At 42.8% G+C, this 22,167-nt stretch carries 12 protein-coding genes; 3 read left to right on the forward strand and 9 right to left on the reverse strand.

What is annotated here, in order from left to right; translation table 11 throughout:
• Positions 1–78: 78 nt before the first annotated feature.
• Complete coding sequence (locus tag CYLST_RS23770) at positions 79–2,070, reverse strand: phosphodiester glycosidase family protein (protein ID WP_015210291.1); 1,992 nt, start codon at positions 2,068–2,070, stop codon at positions 79–81.
• Between the two features lie 767 nt (positions 2,071–2,837).
• On the opposite strand from CYLST_RS23770, the gene CYLST_RS23775 reads away from it, so the two are divergent.
• Complete coding sequence (locus CYLST_RS23775; RefSeq protein ID WP_015210292.1) at positions 2,838–7,550, forward strand: glutamate synthase-related protein; 4,713 nt, start codon at positions 2,838–2,840, stop codon at positions 7,548–7,550.
• 456 nt (positions 7,551–8,006) lie between these two features.
• Here CYLST_RS23775 and CYLST_RS23780 read toward each other — a convergent pair whose 3' ends face one another.
• The 3 genes from CYLST_RS23780 to CYLST_RS23790 form a co-directional block, all read right to left on the reverse strand.
• Positions 8,007–8,939: a polysaccharide deacetylase family protein gene (locus CYLST_RS23780; RefSeq protein ID WP_015210293.1), complete on the reverse strand. Its 933-nt coding sequence runs from the start codon at positions 8,937–8,939 to the stop codon at positions 8,007–8,009.
• A gap of 872 nt (positions 8,940–9,811) precedes the next feature.
• Positions 9,812–10,180 (reverse strand): EamA family transporter, encoded by a 369-nt coding sequence (locus tag CYLST_RS23785; protein ID WP_015210294.1) that lies wholly within the window; start codon positions 10,178–10,180, stop codon positions 9,812–9,814.
• 85 nt (positions 10,181–10,265) lie between these two features.
• Entirely contained in the window at positions 10,266–11,228 is a 963-nt protein-coding gene (locus CYLST_RS23790) for a glycosyltransferase family 2 protein (protein WP_015210295.1), read from the reverse strand.
• A 225-nt stretch (positions 11,229–11,453) separates the two neighbouring features.
• Between CYLST_RS23790 and CYLST_RS23795 the strand changes: the two genes are divergently transcribed.
• Positions 11,454–13,010: an ArnT family glycosyltransferase gene (locus tag CYLST_RS23795; protein WP_015210296.1), complete on the forward strand. Its 1,557-nt coding sequence runs from the start codon at positions 11,454–11,456 to the stop codon at positions 13,008–13,010.
• A 247-nt stretch (positions 13,011–13,257) separates the two neighbouring features.
• On the opposite strand, the gene CYLST_RS23800 is transcribed toward CYLST_RS23795, so the two are convergent.
• The 5 genes from CYLST_RS23800 to CYLST_RS23820 form a co-directional block, all read right to left on the reverse strand.
• Positions 13,258–14,637, reverse strand: a complete 1,380-nt coding sequence (locus CYLST_RS23800; protein ID WP_015210297.1) for a Mannosyltransferase (PIG-V) — start codon at positions 14,635–14,637, stop codon at positions 13,258–13,260.
• Positions 14,638–14,675: 38 nt separating this feature from the next.
• Positions 14,676–16,061 carry a DUF2079 domain-containing protein gene (locus CYLST_RS23805; protein ID WP_041233239.1) on the reverse strand — a complete coding sequence of 462 codons (1,386 nt, stop codon included), beginning with the start codon at positions 16,059–16,061 and terminating at the stop codon, positions 14,676–14,678.
• Between the two features lie 86 nt (positions 16,062–16,147).
• Positions 16,148–17,542, reverse strand: a complete 1,395-nt coding sequence (locus tag CYLST_RS23810; RefSeq protein WP_015210299.1) for a DUF2079 domain-containing protein — start codon at positions 17,540–17,542, stop codon at positions 16,148–16,150.
• A 32-nt stretch (positions 17,543–17,574) separates the two neighbouring features.
• Positions 17,575–18,966, reverse strand: a complete 1,392-nt coding sequence (locus CYLST_RS23815) for a DUF2079 domain-containing protein (protein ID WP_015210300.1) — start codon at positions 18,964–18,966, stop codon at positions 17,575–17,577.
• 127 nt (positions 18,967–19,093) lie between these two features.
• Positions 19,094–20,398 carry a mannosyltransferase family protein gene (locus CYLST_RS23820; RefSeq protein WP_015210301.1) on the reverse strand — a complete coding sequence of 435 codons (1,305 nt, stop codon included), beginning with the start codon at positions 20,396–20,398 and terminating at the stop codon, positions 19,094–19,096.
• A 483-nt stretch (positions 20,399–20,881) separates the two neighbouring features.
• Here CYLST_RS23820 and dxr point away from each other — a divergent pair, with 483 nt between their 5' ends.
• A complete protein-coding gene (gene dxr, locus CYLST_RS23825; RefSeq protein ID WP_015210302.1) occupies positions 20,882–22,078 on the forward strand; it encodes a 1-deoxy-D-xylulose-5-phosphate reductoisomerase in 1,197 nt (398 codons plus the stop codon).
• Positions 22,079–22,167: the final 89 nt, after the last annotated feature.

Raw genomic sequence — 22,167 nt, forward strand, 5'->3', positions numbered from 1 at the left:
GGGACTGGGAGAGCTGTAACTAGCTTCTATGACCAATGACCAATGACCAATGACCAATGACTAATGACCAATGACCAATTACCGTGGTTCCAAGAAAATACCAATACCGTTGTGAACACGAGCCGCAGTACTAGGGGAACGGTCGAGCAATTGTCCTCCCAAGTAAAGACTGGTAGAACTACCGCCGTCCAAATTTAGAGCATTCACACACCCCATCACCTGCATCAATTTGGCGTGTTCTGCCAAGGTAGCACCAGAACCGCCAGCGCGATTATGTACAGCGGTGATCATCAGGGTGCCTGCGGCAGTGGTGCAAATGCCGCTGCGAATAGCTTTTTCGGCAATAAAGGCATCACTGAATTTTTCGGCTTTGGCATCTAGGACAATTTGACGATTTTGAACTAACAATGGCCCTGCTCCCATAACGTAGGGGTAGCGGCTAAAATCAGCGGGAGTAGTGGCGCTGGCAATAGTGACTGCTGTGCCAATAGGTAACTGTGATGCCGCAGTGGCAGCGTTGCTGCGTAAGGTGAGGAGGTAGCCATCTTGAGGAATGGAAATGGCGGTTTCACCAGCTTTGCCACCTGATAACTGATTGGTAATTTTGTCTTTCTGGATAACTAGTAGGGTTTCGTTATCAGTCAGGGGGGTGTAAGTCGGACCCCAAACAGAAGTGTAACGGGCAATGCCGCTCTGGACGTAGCCACTGTTGAGGAAGAGAATTGGTAAGGGCTGGTTGTTGGGGCTAATTAAATTTTCTGTTAAGGTGAGGCGACCAAAGTAAAATTGACCTGAGTTATTCCAGGCGATCGCACCCCGGTTGAGAATTGGCCCTGACACCCACTGATGATCCCGACGAATTGCCCCCAAGGGAAATTTGTTATTGCGGTTAAAATAACCACCGTTAATCGCCGCTACTGCTAAGAAACGTTGTGCTGTTTGGATTAAAGGGGCAGTTCCCGCTAGAGTTTCGGAGTTTGCCCAGATGGGTTTCAGTTTTAGCCCAAAAGCACGGGGATTAATTTCTAACCAGGTGACGGGAAAGCGTTCTGCGTTTAAATTAACTAAACTCTGCCGCCAACGCAATCCCGGCGCCCAGGTAATGCTACGCGCGACTAAAGCATCGGGTCGAATATCGATGATCAAGCGATTGGGGTTAGCGGAGGAGCTAATTTGCAAAGACTGACCAAAGGGAACGCTCAGACGGATAATAGTTTGGTTATTGACCACCTCTACTTGTTGAATCGGTGGCTCAGAGATTGGTGGTGTTGGTGATAATTGTTTGAGCAGGTCTGGCGGTGATATTGGTAATGGCTCTGGTGGCTCTTGAGTATAGCGTTGGATCACGGTAGGATCTGCTATGCCATCGAGAGTAATTGTCCACTCTCTATTTGGTGGTGCGGCGGGTTTGGGGGTTGATGTGTTGGCGTCGGCGGGCTTGCTGATCGGTAAACCTTGTTTAACTTGCCAGGGAGTGGGGCGATCTAAATTGACAACAACGCGATCGCCTGTTCGCGTAGCGTCTCCAAGAGTTGGTTGTTGACTCTGAAGAATATCTGTCACTTTCGCTGGCTGCGTGGAAATTACCAAGATATTGCCATTAGCTTGCAGCTGCCATCCTGCTGTTTGGGCAAAATTAGTAATATCTAGATAGCGATATCCTCCCAGCAACTTGGTGTTGAGAGCTAGTGGTGCTGTAACTGGCGAAAACCACTGCACTGGTTGTCTAGCAGGATTGTTGCTATCTAATAAATCTACCCCGATCAATTGCCTCAGCACCCCATCACTGAGATAAGTTGTCACCTTACGGCCAGTTCCTGAACGCTGCAACCAAGCCCCTGGCAAAGTGCGACCATTGAGAGAAATTTGATTACCAGCGGGTGCAGATGACTGGGTAGTTGAGCTGGGTGTTGGTTTGGCATTTGTTGGCGACTGTTGGGCGCTAGTCGCGTGGGGATCTGTTAAGCAGAGTGCGATCGCCAGAATTGGCAACACAGTCACCTGAAAAAATCTGCTATTGCTAAGGGGGGCAAACTTACTGAAGTCTGCTTGTCGGCAACAATTTGGCATGTTTACGCTCATGTATGAAATACTTTCGCAAATTATCACCCTAGGTGCAGCCTAACCAATTATTTGAAAATCTTAAAAAATCATGACCTTGTTGTTAAATAAATGTGATAATGTATATGTTGGATTCTTATCTCTTATAGAAACCAGCAAGCAATTTCCCGCTAAGACCAATAGAAATAAGCGTTCTAAATGACACCATTTCCTATCAGACTATAATAGTAGTCTTAGTTATCAAAGTTGGATTAAAATATTCTCTCCTCACCGTTGGCTGCTGAGGTCTAGCTTTTGTCAGACAGGGGGCAATCGGTAAGTAGCAAAAATATAGACAACAACAGAGATATTTTAGGAATTGTCAAATGGGCATCTGGTGTACTACGCTGAATTTGTTACTGCATCAGGATAATTGCGGTGCTCAAAGCGGTTAACTGTTCAGTTTGAGTTTTGTTTCAGGTAAGCCAAGGCAGGTTCTACCTGAAAACTAGCCTTTATCTGGAAAAAGGGAATTGAGAAAATACTTAGCTTCACGATATAAATAAAAGACCGTCAGGGCAATCAGACTGCCCTGGACAAAGGTAGTATTTCTAACAGTGCATCAACACACAAAAAATAACGCGATTATTTTAACACGGGTGAGACAACAAGTTAACTCGAAGTTAAAATTTTTTTTCCCTAAATTTTGGTAATTTTGGATTTCTCCATTGCTAAAATTTAGAGATTTTTTCTCAGCAGTAGCGGCAAAATCCGTAACTCAACATCAGGAACAGGGTATGACGAATAAACCAATGAATCAGGGTCAGAACATCACATTATCGGATATTCATGCCAGGGATACCTACCCAGGACAAAGGTGGTTAGCAGAGGAAAGAGACGCCTGTGGTGTAGGTTTTATTGCCCAACGCCAAAATTATGCTAGCCACTCCATTGTCAACAAAGCCTTAGTCGCTTTGACCTGCTTAGAACACAGGGGGGGTTGTAGCGCTGACCAAGACTCTGGTGATGGTGCAGGAATATTGACAGCGATTCCTTGGGAATTGTTCCAACACAACTCTGCCCTGAGTTCTATTGATTTTTCCTCCACAAGTAGCTTGGCTGTGGGGATGATCTTTTTACCACAGGACCCCGAAGCAGCCCAAAAAGCGAAAGCAACAGTTGAGCAGTTAGCCGCTGAAGAAAAATTGACTGTACTGGGTTGGCGAGTAGTGCCAGTGCAGCCGGATTTGCTAGGGGTACAAGCCAGGGAAAATCAACCCCAGATAGAACAAGTTTTTCTGACTTCTGCTGATCAAAGCGGCGATGAACTGGAACGGAAACTGTATATTACCCGCAGCCGGATTATCAAAGCTGCCAAAAACATTTCGGAAGAATTTTATGTCTGCTCCTTGTCGAGTCGCACAATTGTCTACAAAGGGATGGTGCGTTCGGCTGTATTGGGAGAGTTTTACCTGGATTTAAAAAATCCTGCTTACAAGAGCGCTTTTGCAGTTTATCACCGCCGCTTTAGTACCAATACTATGCCCAAGTGGCCTTTGGCGCAACCGATGCGGTTGTTGGGTCACAATGGCGAAATCAATACGCTGTTGGGTAACATCAACTGGATGATGGCACGAGAAGCTAGCCTAAATCATCCAGTATGGGGCGATCGCATTAACGAACTCAAGCCATTGGTTCACATTGACAATAGTGACTCAGCCACCCTCGACAACGTGCTGGAGTTACTGGTGCGTTCTGGACGCAGCCCTCTGGAAGCCTTAATGATTATGGTGCCAGAAGCATACCAAAATCAACCATCTTTGGCTAATTATCCAGAAATAGTTGATTTTTACGAATATTACAGCGGGTTGCAAGAAGCTTGGGACGGGCCGGCACTTTTGGTATTTAGCGATGGGCAAAAAGTCGGGGCTACCCTAGACCGCAATGGCTTAAGACCAGCTCGCTATGTGATCACCAAAGATGACTACATCGTTGTCGCTTCCGAAGCTGGTGTCGTAGACTTCCCAGAAGCCAACATTCTGGAGAAAGGTAGACTCGGTCCAGGACAAATGATTGCTGTGGATTTAGCAACCAATGAAGTCCTGAAAAACTGGCAGATTAAGCAGCGCATTGCCAAAAAGCATCCCTACGGGGAATGGTTGCAGCAGCATCGCCAAGAACTCAAACAATTGGTTAGAGGCGGGTCAGTTGTCAATGGCAATGGTAACGGCAATGGTAATGGTAACGGGCATTCTCCAACTGACAATGTAGAACTGACGACGGACAAAATCGATAAACACAGCTTACTCCAGCAGCAAACTGCCTTTGGCTACAACACAGAAGATGTAGAAATGGTGATTCAGCCGATGGCCAGCACAGGGTCAGAGGCGACTTTCTGCATGGGCGATGATATTCCTTTAGCAGTGTTGTCAGAAAAGCCGCATTTGCTGTATGACTATTTCAAACAGCGCTTTGCTCAGGTGACGAACCCAGCGATTGACCCGCTAAGGGAAAAGCTAGTGATGTCTTTGAAAGTCGAACTGGGTGAGCGGGGTAACTTATTAGAACCGAAGCCAGAATATGCCCGGAAACTGAAGCTAGAGTCGCCAGTGATCACTGAGGCAGAGTTGTCAGCAATTGCGCTGTCAGGATTTGCGACTGCTGAGTTGTCTACCTTGTTTGCTATTAGCGCCGGGCCTGAGGGATTAAAAGCCGCAGTCGAATCTTTACAAGCCCAAGCGGCAGAATCGGTGCGGGCTGGTGCGAAAATTTTGATTTTGAGCGATAGGGTAGGTGAGGGCATTGGTACAGAATACACCTATATTCCCCCTTTGTTAGCGGTGGGTGCTGTTCACCATCACCTGATTCGCGAAGGGTTGCGGATGAAAACATCCCTGATTGTCAAAACCGCCCAGTGCTGGAGTACTCATCACTTTGGTTGTCTTCTGGGCTATGGCGCTGGTGCCGTTTGCCCTTATCTGGCTTTAGAGACGGTGCGCGATTGGTGGTCTGACCCGAAGACACAACAGTTTATGGCGCGGGGGAAAATTACGGCTCTGACTCTAGAGCAAGCGATCGCTAATTATCGCCAAGCGGTAGAATCAGGATTACTGAAAATTCTCTCGAAAATGGGAATTTCTCTGCTCTCTAGCTATCAAGCCGCCCAAATCTTTGAAGCTATTGGCATTGGTGGAGATTTGTTAGCCCTGGGATTCCAAGGTACAACTTCCCGCCTCGGTGGTTTGAGTGTTAGCGAACTAGCTCAAGAAGTGCTTTCTTTCCATAGCAAGGCTTTCCCGGAACTGACAAGCAAGAAGTTAGAAAACTTGGGTTTTGTGCAATATCGTCCCGGTGGTGAGTACCACATGAACAGCCCGGAACTGGCAAAGGCGCTGCATAAGGCTGTTGATGGTAAGAAGTACGACCACTACGAAGTTTACAAACAACACCTAAAAGGCAGACCTGTAACGGCGTTGCGTGACTTGCTAGATTTTAGGGGCGATCGCCAATCGATTCCTTTAGAAGAGGTAGAGTCGGTAAGTGATATTGTCAAACGCTTCTGTACTGGCGGGATGTCTTTAGGGGCGCTGTCGCGAGAAGCACATGAAACTTTAGCGATCGCCATGAACCGCATTGGCGGTAAATCCAACTCTGGGGAAGGTGGCGAAGATCCAGTGCGCTACAAAGTCCTGAATGATGTAGATGAGTTTGGTCACTCACCCACCCTACCCCACTTAAAAGGGTTGCGGAATGGTGACACCGCCTCCAGTGCTATTAAGCAAGTCGCCTCAGGACGCTTTGGCGTGACACCCGGTTATCTAGCCAGCGCCCAACAAATTGAAATCAAAATCGCCCAGGGTGCAAAACCTGGGGAAGGCGGACAACTACCAGGTCCAAAGGTTAGCCCTTACATTGCGATGTTAAGGCGCTCTAAGCCTGGTGTCACCTTGATTTCACCGCCGCCGCACCATGATATCTATTCCATTGAAGACCTGGCGCAGTTGATTTTTGACTTGCATCAAATTAACCCCAAAGCACAGGTGTCAGTAAAGCTAGTTGCAGAAATTGGCATTGGCACAATTGCCGCTGGTGTAGCTAAAGCTAACGCCGATATCATCCAGATTTCTGGTCATGACGGCGGCACGGGAGCCTCACCGCTCAGTTCTATTAAACACGCAGGTTCTCCGTGGGAACTCGGTTTAAGCGAAGTGCATCGCGTGTTGATGGAAAACAGCTTGCGCGATCGCGTAATTTTGCGTGTAGATGGCGGTCTGAAGAGTGGCTGGGACGTATTGATCGCTGCCTTGATGGGCGGTGAAGAATTCGGTTTTGGCTCCATCGCCATGATTGCCGAAGGCTGTATTATGGCGCGGATTTGCCACACGAATAACTGTCCCGTGGGTGTCGCTTCCCAGAAGGAAGAACTGCGGAAGCGGTTTACAGGCATGCCAGAACACGTTGTCAACTTCTTCTACTTCATTGCTGAAGAAGTGCGGAGTTTGTTAGCGAGACTTGGCTACCGTTCGCTATCAGAAGTGATTGGCCGGGCTGATTTGTTAACAGTGCGCCAAGATGTACACCTCACCAAAACGCAATCACTCAACCTCGATTGCTTAATTCAGCTACCAAATTCTCAAGAAAACCGTAGCTGGTTGGTGCATGAAACAGTCCACAGCAACGGCCCAGTTTTGGATGACCAAATACTGGCTGATGCCGAAATTCAAGCCACGATTCGCAACCAGTCTACTGTTAGCAAGACCTTCCCCATTGTCAACACCGATAGAACAGTCGGCTCCAGATTAGCGGGTGCGATCGCATCCCACTACGGCGATAGCGGCTTTGAAGGGCAAATTAACCTCAACTTCCACGGCAGTGCAGGGCAAAGTTTTGGCGCTTTCAACCTCCCTGGACTGACGCTGACCCTAGTAGGTGAAGCCAATGATTATGTAGGTAAAGGGATGCACGGTGGTGAAATCATCATCAAGCCCCCAGCAGATGCCACATACAACCCTGCACAAAATGTGATAGTTGGCAATACCTGCCTCTACGGTGCTACTGGTGGCGTGTTGTTTGCCAATGGTTTAGCGGGAGAACGCTTTGCCGTGCGTAACTCCAAAGGTGTAGCTGTGATTGAAGGTGCTGGAGATCACTGCTGCGAATACATGACTGGCGGTGTGATTGTCGTTCTCGGCAAAGTAGGACGCAACGTCGCCGCCGGCATGACTGGTGGACTGGGATACTTTTTGGATGAAGATGGCTTATTTCCTGAGTTAGTCAACCGATCAATTGTCAAAACCCAGCGGGTAATAACAGAAGCAGGTTCCAAACAACTGTATGAGTTAATTAAAACTCATAGCGATCGCACTGGTTCACCAAAAGCGAAGCTAATTTTGCAAAACTGGCAAGAATTCTTGCCGAAGTTCTGGCAGTTAGTGCCGCCTTCTGAAGCTGAGAGTCCAGAAGCAAATCCCGAAGCTGAAACAGAAACAAAACTACTGAGTTCAGTTTAGTCATTAGTCATTAGTCATTAGTCATTAGTCATTAGTCATTAGTAGGTTAATAGTGACTAATGACTAATTCAGGGCTGACAGATATGAGTCAACCACCCATCACTAATCGGAGTACCGATATAGTCTGGGTCTCCTGGAAGGTTTAGATGAAAGTGGTTGATACTGAGCGTAGCGTCTAGTGCGTCTACGCTCAATTACTACTAATATCGGTTCTACCCTACATTTTTCCTCAAGCTTAACTACCAAAATTTCCCCGTTGCTATACAAAGGCGATCCTGGATTGGGTCGATTAACCTAGTTACACAATAGTCATTAGTGATTAGGGAATACCAAAAATTAAATTATCCAGTAATCATAGACTTGTAGGAACACAGCAATGCTGTGTCCCTAGCGATTGGATATTTTTTTAATTGGAAGTCCCTTAGCAACTTACTAACAACCAATGACTAATAACAATTACTTTTTGTTAGCGTTAGTTCTGGATGTGCCGGAGGCTATCAATTTTTGCTCTTTATCTTGCATTTCTAAAAGTTCTGGGATAGTGACAAACTTATAACCTTGCTTCCGAAATCTGCTAATAATTTCTGGTAAAGCCTGCACGGTTTGGGAACGATTACCGCCACCATCATGCATCAGCACAATACCACCAGGTTTTGCTTCCCTAAAGACGTTATTGATCAACTTTGGCACCGTAGGACGTGAGTAGTCTACGGAGTCAGATGACCACATAATGATGGCATACTTGCTGTTTCTAGCGTAAGCAACTACCCCATTGTTCATCATTCCTCCCGGTGGACGAAACAGACTTGTTTTTACGCCCGTTATTTTATAAATCAAGTTTGTTGTGTTTTCAATTTCATAGGCAGCCGTTTGTGGATTCATGTAATGATACCAGTGGTGCCAAGTATGGTTAGCAATGGTGTGACCATCAGTGACCACCCGCTTCACTAGGTCTGGATAATTCTTCGCGTTCTGCCCAACGACGAAAAATGTCCCTTTGATATTATTTTTTTTGAGAATATCTAATACTTGCGTGGTTGTCCCAGGCCAAGGGCCATCATCAAAGGTGAGAGCAATTATTTTCTGATCCGCAGAGAGTTTTGCTGCCTTAATCGTTGCCCCTTGAAAGCGTCGTGGCACATCATAGGCAATCCCTTTTGCTTGTGCTTCTTGCTGCCAACTTGTGAGCATTACCGCCTTCAATTCCTCAATCCGCTGCTGAGTTCCCCCGTTGGCAGCTATATCATTCACTTTTACATTCTGGTTACTTTGAGCATCAGAGACGTTTGGCTTTAACAGCATCATCAGTCCCAGGCTCAAACTACCAGTTAAGCCAACTAATATAATTAATATTCCCGGCGGCCAAAAAAACGACTTATTTTTCTCCACTGCATAGCTCCTTCAAGGGTCGAACCATCAGTTACGGTTCTGAGGGTAGGTTATAACACATTTCTTCTAGATATTAGATACCCAGTTGCATATGGGTCATCCTGAAAATTGAAATCCAAATTTACAGAAATCCCCAAATCAAGCAGATAAATTATACAGATTTACCTAAATCTTCGGATTACCAGGCTACCAATAGCCACTGCCAATCTCATAGTTATTGCTATTTAATGTCAACTATTTACTTACTGCTATCTGTAGGCATAAGCAACCAAGGTTAATTAACTGCACCTCAAAAAATTCTGTTACTAAGAGTCCGCAATTGACTCTTATTTCTCCCCACTAAGCAGATTGCCTACTCAACAGTTTCATCTGTACTACGTAGTTGCCTACTTTGTTTTGTGTATTTGTAAACAAGATGAGCTAGTGAATTATTTGATGCTCATACATAACTGCTCAACAAGGGCGGAGTATTTACCCAAAAAGAATTTAGTGAACTATTAGATTTATTACTAATAGCGTTTATTCTACTGCTTACGCCCATTGCTTCCTTTTTAAGAAAAAGTTAAATTTTTGACTGGCTGATGTTGTCTTTTGCCTTCTCTAGAAACAGATGAGACGAAAATCAACTCAATATAGTTTCTCATTCCCAAAGGGAACTTAGCCGTTAACCTAGATACTCTTCACCTATTTCCTTAAGCAGACTTGCACCAGGCGAGACGGCACGGCATACTTATCTGATTTGAAATAAGTCTCAGTGATGTCTACAAGTCGGGGAACCTTCCCAATACGTGCACTAATTATGACCTTGACTTTTGTACTGTGAGCAAGCCTGCTGTGGTTTACCAGTAAAAGGAATAAGTATTTTTTGTGACTTATTTTCGCCAAACTACTAAGATCACTCCTACCACAATCAAACTCAAGCCAGCTAAACGGATCAGGGAAATATGTTCCTTCAAAATTAAGTAACCCAGCAAGACAGAGAAAATATAACCTATGGATACGGCTGGAGCAGCAACACTCAAATTGACTCTGGTGAGCAGGAGGATATAAGCTACAGCACCAAGAGCGTAGCAGGTTAGTCCTACTATAAGTTCTGGTGTTGTCATGATGCTCAGAATGTGGTTAACCACATTCCCTGTATGTACTCTGCCTAACTTGAGTGCTCCTAATTTTAAAAAAAACTGCCCTGCTACACTGACGAGGACTGACATCAGCAGTAAGCTAAATTCTTGCAGAGTCACAGAAATTTCCTTGATGTTCCATAGCCGGATTTTGACGACATAGATTTATGCGAAGTTCGATAATTAGCCAACAGCAATAGAGGGTTTATTTGGCTTGTATTTCTGATGACTGAGCCAAACCTCCTATTTCCTTTAAAGTATAAATAGGACGACCCTTAACTTCTTCATATATTCGCCCAATATACTCGCCCAAAATTCCAATACAAATTAATTGGATAGATCCCAAAAAAAACATAGCAATTGTAATTAATGTGTAGCCTATTAAGGGAGAAATTGGGTCAACTAAGCGCCAATATAGCACTAATAAGATCATTAACATCGCTATGCCAGATGACAGCATTCCTATATAAGTTGCCAACCTTAAGGGAACTGTTGAAAAGGAAATAATGCCATCAACTGCTAATGCCCAAGATTTACCGAAGGTATACTTTACTTTGCCAGCAAAACGGGGATCACGTTCAAAGGGTATGGCTGTTTGCCGGAAACCTACCCAAGCTCGTAAGCCGCGAATGTAGCGGTTGCGCTCAGGCATGGCATTGAGAACATCTACCACCTGCCGATCCATCAAGCAGAAGTCTCCTGTATCGGCAGGTATATCTACTTTAGCTAGGCGGCGGAGAATGCGATAAAAGGCATAGGCAGTAAAGCGTTTTAACCAGGTTTCTTTTTTGCGAGATAACCGTTGAGCATAAACGACTTGGTAGCCCTGTTGCCATTTTTCGATCATCGTTAAAATTAGCTCTGGGGGATCTTGCAAATCGGCATCCATTACGATGATACTTTGGCCTTGAACAAAGTTCAGACCGGCTGTGACGGCGATTTGATGACCAAAATTCCGAGCAAAACTTAGGTAGCGCACCCGACTATCACGATGGTGGAGTTCGCGGATCATGCTCAAAGAGCGATCGCGACTACCATCATCAATCAAAATCAATTCCACTTCGCCGTCTACCTGTTCTATGACATTAATCAGACGACGATACATTTCGGTGATATTTTCTTCTTCGTTATAAATTGGGATTACTAGCGAGTAGATTGGCTTAGTCACAGTGATTATTTAAGTTATCTCACCTTCGATATTCAGAAAAATCTTGCTTTGTGTTACCAATATGTGGTGCTATTTTAGCTATATGTCTTTTTCCTCAAGATATATGAGGATTAAATCATTGTTGTTAACTTTAATATAAGTATATTTTTTTGGCAAATGAATAGAAAAAATTATATACAGTTAGGGAAATTAACTAGTTGTTGAAGGATTATCTTGATTTCAGATATGCGCCCATTCAAAGAAAAAGAATGGCTATTGAGCTTGCTTGTGGCATCTTTGGTTCTATGGCTGATATTTTTGGGAAATTCTCCCTTGCGAGACTGGGATGAAGGTACGGTGGCCCTGGTTGCCCGTTCCATTTGGCGATCGCCATTCGGGGAAATGCGTTGGCTTTACCCTACCTTGTCCGGCGCACCATATCATAATAAGCCACCCCTGATACACTTACTCATTGCTCTTTCTTACTCGATTGGCGGCGTGAATGAGTTGACAACACGCTTACCTAGTGCATTGTTAACTGCCTTGGGAGTGCCTTTGCTTTACTTAGTGGGGCGGTTACTTTTTAACCAAAGTTTACCAGCTTTATTTGCGGCTTTGGTTTACTTGACAATGTTGCCTGTGGTGCGTCATGGCAGACTGGCGATGCTAGATGGTACGATCACTACTTTTTTCTTGCTGTTGTTATTTTGTGGAGTGAAAGCACGTCAAAACCAAAGGTGGGCCTTAGGTGTGGGAATTTGTCTAGGGCTAATTACTCTCACCAAGGGGATGATCGTTTTGTTGCTGGGTGCGATCGCATTTTTATTCCTGCTTGCAAATCGACAATTAGCTTTGTGGAAAAATCCCTATTTATGGGTGGGAATGTTTTTCGGAACGGCTGCACCCCTGGCTTGGTATATCGCCCAATGGCAACATTACGGGGGTAATTTTTTACAAGTAAATTTTCAAGCCCAAACCTTTAACCGTCTGGTGCAATCTGTGGAAGGACATAGTGGCCCCCCCTGGTACTATTTAATCGAGTTGCTCAAATATGCTTTTCCCTGGCTATTATTTTTGCCAGGAGGGTTATATCTAGCTTGGAAAAAACGTCAGACTACTTGGGGTAGTCTCATTCTGAGCGGCACAATTGTTTACTTAGGGACGATCTCTTTAATGAAAACAAAACTGCCGTGGTATATCATGCCTGTGTATCCGTTTTTAGCTCTGGCAATTGGGGCAAATCTGAGTGAAATTTGGCAGCAACGCCATTTTAGGGCGCGAATTTGGGCGGTATGTTTGGCGGCGATCGCGATCGCTAGTTTAGGCGGTTGCGTTTACTTTGTAACTGTGGAGCCTCAGCCTGTATTAATTGCGATGAGTATTGTTTTGGCAATCAGTATGGGGATCGCGGCCTGGTTGGTGAAAAAACGCGATCGCCAGTTTATTCCTGTTTTATTTTCGGGAATGTATTTAATTTTAGTCATGTTTATGAGTTCCCAGTCCTGGATTTGGGAGTTAAATGAAGCCTTTCCAGTCAAGCCAGTTGCCGCTTTAATTAAAACATACGTCTCACCAGGAACACAAATTTACACTTCTTTTCGTTATGGTCGTCCTAGCTTAGACTTTTACTGTGATTGCCAAGTTATCTCCACAACCACCCCAGTTTTACAACAAATGTGGGCAAATAAATCTTATTTGTTATTAGACAATGCAACTTTACAGCAAATAAATTTACCTGGTAGTAAAGCTTTAGGTACGGCTGAGGGGTTGACGCTGATATCACCACAAATTAATTTAGATTAAGCCTCTAGACTACCCAAAGATTTTGGGCAAATCCCACAGACAAGCTTGCTAATAAGATGGCAAAAAAGCTGATAACTGGATATCTTGAGGATAACGGTCAAGTAATAACCCAAAAGCTATGGATAGCGACACAATCCCGTAAGCGTAGCTTTCAGCAGAAGCAGTAATTCCAGTGTGAAAAATTAAGGGTGAATTTTAGTAAGGGCTGAAATCCTCACTACCAACTTACTTAGTTGTAAATCAGGTTTTAACCAAGCCATTTATCTTGACCATAGTTAATCCATTGTTGAACTAGAGCAATTGCAGAAAATGAAATAAAGCAAAACAAGGTTTGATATTTTATTTTTCCGGGAAGGCAACGATATAAATATCCTAAAGCTACATAAAAGAAGGGAAGTGCAAATACATATCTGGACAAGCTATGTAGACGGTCTTGTGTCAAAAATATAATGATTGAGTGAGCGCTAGTAAAGTAAATCGAAAACCAAAAAATGTAGTTTTTAGATAGGTTTTTACTGTAGTTAGATAGAACAAATCTGTTTAAATCTGTTTGGAGTTTTATTTTTTTAAATCTAATCAAGTTAAAAACATATACACATATTAGCAAAGGTGGATATATATATAATATATTCCACCAAAATTTATATTGAGGAATAAATAGATTTTGTTGTTGTTTAATAACTTTTAAATAAACAAAAGTTAGTGATAAAAATAGAATAATTAAGGGAAAATAAAGTCCGAAAAGGTCAAATAGCATTGATTTGGGAAATAATAATAGTTCTAAATGTAGTCCCAAAGTCTTTCCCCACTGACTTTGATCATGGAAAGGCGCAAAAAAGTCACCTCTAGTTCTCAGACAAAAGCTTCCATAAATAGAGTAGCCTAATAATGCTGCTAACCAGATAGTTATAGTCATTTTTAGCTCATATTTATATTTTTGAATGCTGGCTAATAAATTCCTCCAAAAAGAATATCTTGGTTGCTGCAAAATTTCTAAGCTAATGATTGTGAATATGCTGGCTGTAGTTGCAAAAAATATTTGCACTAATACTGGTCGAGTTAAAGTCATCAAAAGTGTGATTGCGAATAATAAACAAAGTTTAATTTGTGCATTCAGCTTTAATTTTGGTAAGCAAAGCCAGATAAAAATAATACTAAATGTGGTGAATAAGCTCTCTGTGTAACCTATAACTCGGAAAATTGCCATTGGATTTACAGCATAAGCTAGAACTAATAAGAAGGTTAAATATAAACGTTGTAAACCTATTTTTAAAACCCAAAAAAGTAAAAAGTTAGAAATAAAAAATAGCGCAGTTGCTACGACTAAAAAGTAGTGTGCAGCTTGCTCTATGGTCTGGGGATGAAATATTTCACGGATGATTAAAGGCCAGAGGGGATAGAAGGCTTTACAACTGGGATTTATTGCCATTTCTGCATAGGCTTCTACATCCCAATAGTAACTTTTATGGGGTGCGATTGGGGGAATTTCACGAAATAATCGTGCTGGGGAAAAGAATTTGTGAAAAGCTTCAGGGTAAATCAGCATTCCTATAGCAGCACATAGAATAAATGCACTGCATATAATTAAAGGTAATATCAAGCTAATGATATATTTTTTTTGAGTCATTTAGGGGTATTTCCCGCGATTACGAGTTGATTAAATATCTATTTTTTGCTAAATAAATATACATCTTCTTGCTGATAGTTCAATTTAAATTCCTGATTGCTTTTCAGTTGATTTACCAGGCTGCTAGCAAATTCTGGAGTACTTAGCCAGCCTGGATGACGAACATTTAATAATACATAATCAAAAGTATTTACATTAGCTACTGGGTGATTAGCATCTGTAAATTTAATTAGTTGTCGGTGGCTTAAATGTGTTGAAATGGGTGCTGTGGTATAAACACTCCCTTGAGTGGGAATTTGAGCGATCGCTTGCTTTGTAGCTTGCCAATTATCCAGAGAATCTAAGTATTTAGCACTAAAATGGGTGAATTTTGCCAAACTCAAGAATGTCACTAATGACCACAAAATAATTGCGCGTTGATTTTTCAGCCATCCTTTACCTGCGGCGAGAGTGGCAATTACAGCTAACAACAAAAATGGTAGTGCTGGCACAGAGTAGTGATGCACCAAGTCTTTTTGCGGTTGGTAGTCAGCAATTAGGTTAAGCGCGACACAAGGAATAGCACCGATTAAAGGCTTTAACCCTTGAGGAGACAACCCCCAAATCACCGGGACTAGCAGCAGAATTAAATACCCTAAATTATCTGCTGAAAAAATCTTTCCTAAAATCAGTCCTGGACGAAAAAATAAATTTTGAGCAATGCCGAAAACTGAGTTACCTAAATAGCTGTAACGTCCTACGGCTCCTGCTTCTGCACCGCTGAAAAAAGGGATAATCATTTGAGTGGCGATGAGAAACCAGGCGACACCAGCACAAATTGCGATCGCACCAGATAACCGCTTTTTCTCAAAAAATAGTAGCCAAAACCCCATCGCTGCAACGGTTAGAGACAATACCGCTTTACATCCCAACACGAGAATGAGACTTAAACAAAACCACCCTAATTTTCCAAGACGCGCTGCTAAAACCGCTGCCAAAAGTCCTGGTATCGCTATCACTTCCGGGTGAAAATCAAATAAATTGACGTTGTACACCAAGGGATAGAGTAAATAGACAACTGCTACTGCTACTGCTTGACTTTCCTTTAGTCCCGCTTGATTGGCAAGATGCCATGTAGGCAAAGCACCTAAGGCCAAGGCAACTGCTTGTACAGCGAACAACCAGTAAACACTGGGGTAAATTTTGTAGAGCAAAGCTAAGGGATAAAATATCCAAGCGGCATGGTCACCGAGAATGTGAAAATCCATGAAAGAAGTAATCGGTGTTTGTCCCTGACTAATTAAGTAAACTGCCTGGTCAAAAATTCCTAAGTCAAAAGCGGTTGATTGAAACAACTCGTGTCGTAAGCTGCTGGAGGCGAATAAAATTAAGGCACTGATGATCATCATCCAACCAACAGTACCAATCTCAAGTTTTTTTCCCATACTATTTAATTTCAAATTGTGATTTAGAGGATGTTTGTAAAGATTATCTAAAGACGTTACACGCAACGTCTATACTCCCATTTAACTCACTTAAAATTATTTTTTATAAATAAATATACATGATTTTCTTGATATTCTAGCTTAAATTCTCGTTGGTTTTTTAGTTGATCTACCAAATTCATAGCTATCTCTTGATTTATTGAAAGTCCTGGTTTATGGGTGTTGAGTAATATATATTTAAATCTGCTAAAATTATATGGCAAAGAGTTACGATTGATTAAAAAAATATATTGTCGATGGCTCAAATGTGGGGCAAGTTCATCTGTAGTGAGTAGACTGTCTTGAGTTTGAATTTGGGCGATTGCTTGCCGTGTAACTTGCAAAGTATCTATAGACTTGAGATATTTGCCGCCAAAATAAGTAAACTTTGTCAGACTCAAAAATGCTACTAACGACCATAAAATAATTGCGCGTTGATTTTGTAGCCATCCCCTACCTGCGGCGAGGGTTTTGATTACAGCCAATAACAGAAATGGTAAAGCTGGTAAAGAGTACTGGTGCAGCAATTCTTTTTGCGGTTGGTAGTCAGCCATTAGATTAAGTGCCACACAAGGAACAGCAGCGATTAAAGGCGTCATACCTTGAGGTGAAAGTCCCCAAATCACAGGTGCTAATAGCAAAAGTAAATATCCTAAATTATCGGTCGAAAAAAGTTTTTCTAAGATCAGTCCTGGATGAAATACTAAATTTTTAGCAATGCCGAGAACTGAATTACCTAAATAGCTGTAACGTCCTATTGCTCCTACTTCTGCACCGCTGAAAAAAGGAATAATTACCTGAGTAGCTATGAGAAACCAAGCCAGACCACAAATAATTGCGATCGCTCCAGATAAGCGCTTTTTCTCAAACCACAGTAGCCAAAACCCTAACGCTGCAACGGTTAGAGACAATACTGCCTTACACCCCAACACTAAGAGGATGCTGGCACAAAACCACAAAATCTGTCCCCCTCTAGCTGCTAAAACTGCCGTTAAAAGCGCGGGTACAGCTAACACTTCTGGGTGAAAATCAAACAAATTGACATTAAAAACCAGCGGATAAAGTAGATATACAGCCGCCATTGCTACTGCTTGGCTTTCTTTTAATCCTGCTTGACGAGCCAGATACCAGGTAGGTAAAGCACCTATAGATAAAGCAACTGCCTGCAAGGCAAATAACCAGTAAACACTGGGGTAAATTTTGTAAAGTAAAGCCAATGGATAGAAAATAAAAGCGGCATGATCGCCGAGAATGTGAAAACCTATATAAGAAGAAATAGGTGGTTGTCCCTGACTAATTAAATAAATTGCTTGATCAAAAATTCCTAAGTCCCAAGCGAGTGATTGAAGTAGTTCATGCCTGAAGGTACTACACACAAATAAAATTAAGGTGCTGATGCCAATCATCCAAACAACAGCAGCAATTTCAGGTTTTTTGCTCATGCCATTTCATATCACTTTTTATTTATTTTGAGTTAGTTTTTAACAAATAAATACACATCGTCGCGCTGATATTTTAATTTAAATTCTGGCTCTTGATTAAGTTGATTGACCAAGCTGTTAGCAAATTCTGGAGTGCTGAAATGATGACGAGTATTTAGTAAGATATAATCAAATGCATTTAAATCCGCAGGTGGGTTACTGGCATCTGTTGATTTAATTAATGGTCTATGGGTTAAATGGGGAGCAATGTTGTATGTAGTCAGAACACTACCTGGAGTTTGGACTAGGGCAATCGCTTGTTTTGTAGCTTGCCAAGTATCTAAATATTTGAGATGTCGTGAGCCAAAAAAACCAAATTTAGCTAATGCCAAGAACCAGACTAACGACCACAAAATAATTGCTTGTTTTTGTTGTAGCCATGCTCTACCTGCTGCTAGGCTGGCAATTACTGCCAATATCAAGAATGGTATCGCTGGTAAAGAGTAATGGAAAACCAGATTTTTTTGAGATGGGTGGTCAGCGAGAAGATTGAGCGCTATACAAGGAATAGCACCGATTAAAGGTGTGATGTATTTAGGTTTCAGTCCCCAAATTACAGGTATTAACAACCAAAGTAAATATTCAAAGTTGGCTGATGAAAAAACCTTTGCCAAAATAATTCCTGGTTGGAACAGCAAAATTTGAGTCATTTCGGAAAAAGATTTTCCCAGATAGCTATAGCGATAAAGATGACGTTCTAGTAATGCTGCTTCGCTGCCAAAAAAGGGAATGATGCCGTTGTTAGCGATTAAATACCAGGAAATACCACTAAAAAGAGCGATCGCACCGTACAAACGTCGCTTTTCAAAAAAAAGTAACCAAACCCCCATTGCGGCAACTGTTAGGGATAAGACGGCTTTGCACCCCAATACGAGGAGAATGCTGGCACAAAACCACCCCAACCGACCTAACCGTGCTGCTAAAACTGCCGTCAAAATTGCTGGAACTGCGATCGCATCTGGGTGGAAATCAAACAGATTGGCATTATATACCAATGGGTAAAGTAGGTACACAGCCACCATTGCCACTGCTTGGCCTGCCTTCAACCCCGCTTGACGGGCGAGATACCATGTAGGCAAAGCACCTAAGGCCAAAGCACCAGATTGCACAGCAAATAACCAATAAACGCTGGGATAGATTTTATATAGCAAAGCCAAAGGATATAAAATCCCCGCCGCATGGTCAGCAAGAATATGGAAATTGAGAAAAGAAGAAATTGGCGGTAGTCCCTGACTAATTAAGTAAACCGCCTGGTCAAAAATGCCTAAATCCCAAGCACCGGAATTAAACAACTCGTGTCGCCAAATGCTGGAAATGAATAAAATTAAGGAACTAACGCCAATCATCCAACCAACAAAATCAACCTGATGCAGTTTTTTTCCCATGCCGAATCAGAGCAAGTTGCAATCAGGTATCTTATCAGATAAGCATGGGAATCAGGATATTTTGGGAGAAATCGAGGCGGCAAAATCACAAAATTTCCAAAAATTTTGGAAATTTTGCATGTTTTTGTTAACCTACCCAAAGTTCTTGGGCAAATCCGATAGCTAGCTTGACAAGTAATGTCACAAACAAGCCCAGGGCTAAATATCCCTGACGCGGATGACGAGATAGCAACACGCCGATGGCTACACTTAGAGGCACAATACCGTAAGCGAGACGACTCAAAGATATTGGATTGCCAGAGGCTAGCAGCAAACCGATACCACAAAAGCCATAGATTACAGTTACTGGGGTCAGATGGGAGCGAAAGTTCCATAAAATGTAGCCACCACCCAACACCATAAAAACGTTGAGCAAGTTATTGATCAACTCTGCATTTGCCAGGATCAACAAAAATAAGACTAAAGCATAAAAGCCATATATTACTTTCGCAGAACGCAAACGTTGACGGAAGTGCCATGAAGCATAAGCAATGGCGACAATGATGCTAAACAACAGGGGCTGGGTGAAATCTTTAATCCCACCATTGGGGCTGTGAACCCAACCATAATACCAATTGCTACCAAAGGGAATTTGCATCAGCATATTCAACCAACCCTGCCAATCAAAGCCTAGAGAGGGTCGCCATCCGCGCTGTGCGGCGATAAAAGCGAAAGGGTTGTGAAAATTAATTGCACAATACAAACTGAATAGTATGAGTCCGAGAGCAGTTGCTAAACCTGCAATGTAGGCAATGGGCGGTCTGCGTTCTTTCCAAGATGCGATCGCAAATGCCGGAATTAGCGCCATTCCCGTGGGACGTGTCGCCGTGGCCATCGCCCCCCACAGAGTAGTCCAGCCATATTGTTCTTGATCAAAAGCCCGCAAAGCTGCTGTACTCAAAAATAAATACAGCCCCTCTGTGTAAATTACGCCTGTAAACATCGACATTGGACACCAAGACACCACAGCAATCGCCCACTGCGCTGTACTGATGTCATAACGTTCTTTAACCCAAAAGTACAAACAGTAAAGCGCCGCCAAAAATGCCAGGTTGTTCACCAGGATGCCAGCCGCTTCAAATGGCAAACCCAGACGCATCAAAACCCAGATGCTTAAAGGGAACAGCGGGAAAAAAGCCAGGTTATGTTGTTTGCCGTCATCAATGAATTCATAACCGTTCGTTGCGATCGCTCGATAATGTACACTATCCCAGGCATCAAAAATACTCCAGCCAAAATGGGGCGCAATTCCCGCCACAGGTGACGGTAGCTTTGTTGCAATCAACAACATGCTAGACCAGATGATTATTCGGCTGAAAAGCCACATGACTGCGGGAAAGAAAAAATCACTTTTCCATAAAAATTTTGTTATAACTATCTGAGTTTTAGCCATAGGCTTGAGCGTTTCCAGTTACGCCTTTATGCATCCTCTTACTTATTCTTACGCCACAAGGGTGTGTCAGTAATATCCCGCAAATCCAATTTTACGGCAAATATACTAAAATGAGTAAGCAGATGAAGCACTCATAATCTAGTTAAAAATAACTATTTAGTAGTCATTCCTCCGCCTTTATCGCTAAATATTTAAGCATTTATAACTAAAAACATAGTACATATATACATTTTTCTCTGTACTCCAAGCAAATAGACCAACGCAATTACATCATGCCTGGTAGTCGTAGCGAGTGAATTTGATGAGTCTGAGAAATCTGGTTTCTAGCACCCGGCGATTTGCACTTGATGGATCACAAGATGCAATATTTCTTGGATAATAGCTGTTTACCGCTTATAAGACCGTAGTGATTATGGTGATTGCTGTGATGAATGAGTCCCAAGCAATTTATAGTTGGAATTATCTGTAAATCCTTAAGAAATTGTGAAAGCTATTACTCTTGTTGGTTCCACTGGCTCAATCGGTACTCAGACTTTAGATATTGTCGCTCACTACCCAGATCAGTTTCGGATAGTCGGATTGGCAGCTGGGAGCAATGTGGAGATGTTCGCATCTCAAATTCGGCAGTTTCGACCGCAAATAGCCGCGATTTTTGCCGCAGATAAATTACCAGCACTCAAAGAAGCAATCATTGACCTCGACCCCCAACCAATTTTATTGGCTGGTGTTACTGGAGTCATAGAAGTTGCCCGCTACGGCGATGCGGAAACCGTTGTTACGGGTATCGTTGGTTGTGCTGGGTTGCTACCCACAATCGCCGCTATTGAAGCTGGTAAAGATATTGCCTTAGCGAACAAAGAAACCCTGATCGCTGGGGGTCCAGTGGTTCTACCCCTAGTCGCCAAACATGGAGTCAAACTATTACCTGCTGATTCCGAGCATTCTGCTATATTTCAATGTCTCCAAGGTGTTCCTAAAGGCGGCTTACGGCGGATTTTGCTCACTGCCTCCGGTGGCGCTTTCCGAGATTGGGATGTAGAAAAATTAGCAGAAGTGACAGTTGCCGACGCTATCAAACATCCTAATTGGTCAATGGGGCGGAAAATCACAGTAGACTCTGCAACTTTAATGAATAAAGGACTGGAAGTGATTGAGGCTCACTACCTGTTTGGCTTAGATTATGACAATATCGATATTGTCATTCATCCCCAAAGCATTATTCACTCGCTGATTGAGTTGCAAGATACCTCCGTTTTAGCCCAACTCGGTTGGCCAGATATGCGCTTACCCCTACTTTATGCGATGTCTTGGCCTGATCGCATCTACACCAACTGGGAACGATTAGATTTGGTAAAAGCTGGAAATTTAACCTTCCGCGAACCAGATCACCAAAAATATCCTTGTATGCAGTTGGCTTATGCTGTGGGTAGGGCTGGTGGTTCGATGCCAGCCGTGTTAAATGCCGCTAATGAACAAGCTGTGGCATTATTTTTAGAAGAGAAAATTCAATTTTTAGATATTCCTCGCTGTATCGAATGGGTATGCGATCGCCATCAAAATGATAACCGCACCAATCCCTCTTTAGATGACATTTTGGCAGCAGATATATGGGCAAGACAAGAAGTTTTGACAGCAACTGAAAAGTTAGCAACTTCCTCACAACTCATCTCTTTGCACTAAAAATCAGCGTAATTGCAGAACAGGACAATAGTGATATATCCCTACACTTATCCCATCGGATACAGTGTAGGAATATGTTGGAGAATTAA

Source organism: Cylindrospermum stagnale PCC 7417, from assembly GCF_000317535.1.
Lineage (GTDB): Bacteria > Cyanobacteriota > Cyanobacteriia > Cyanobacteriales > Nostocaceae > Cylindrospermum > Cylindrospermum stagnale.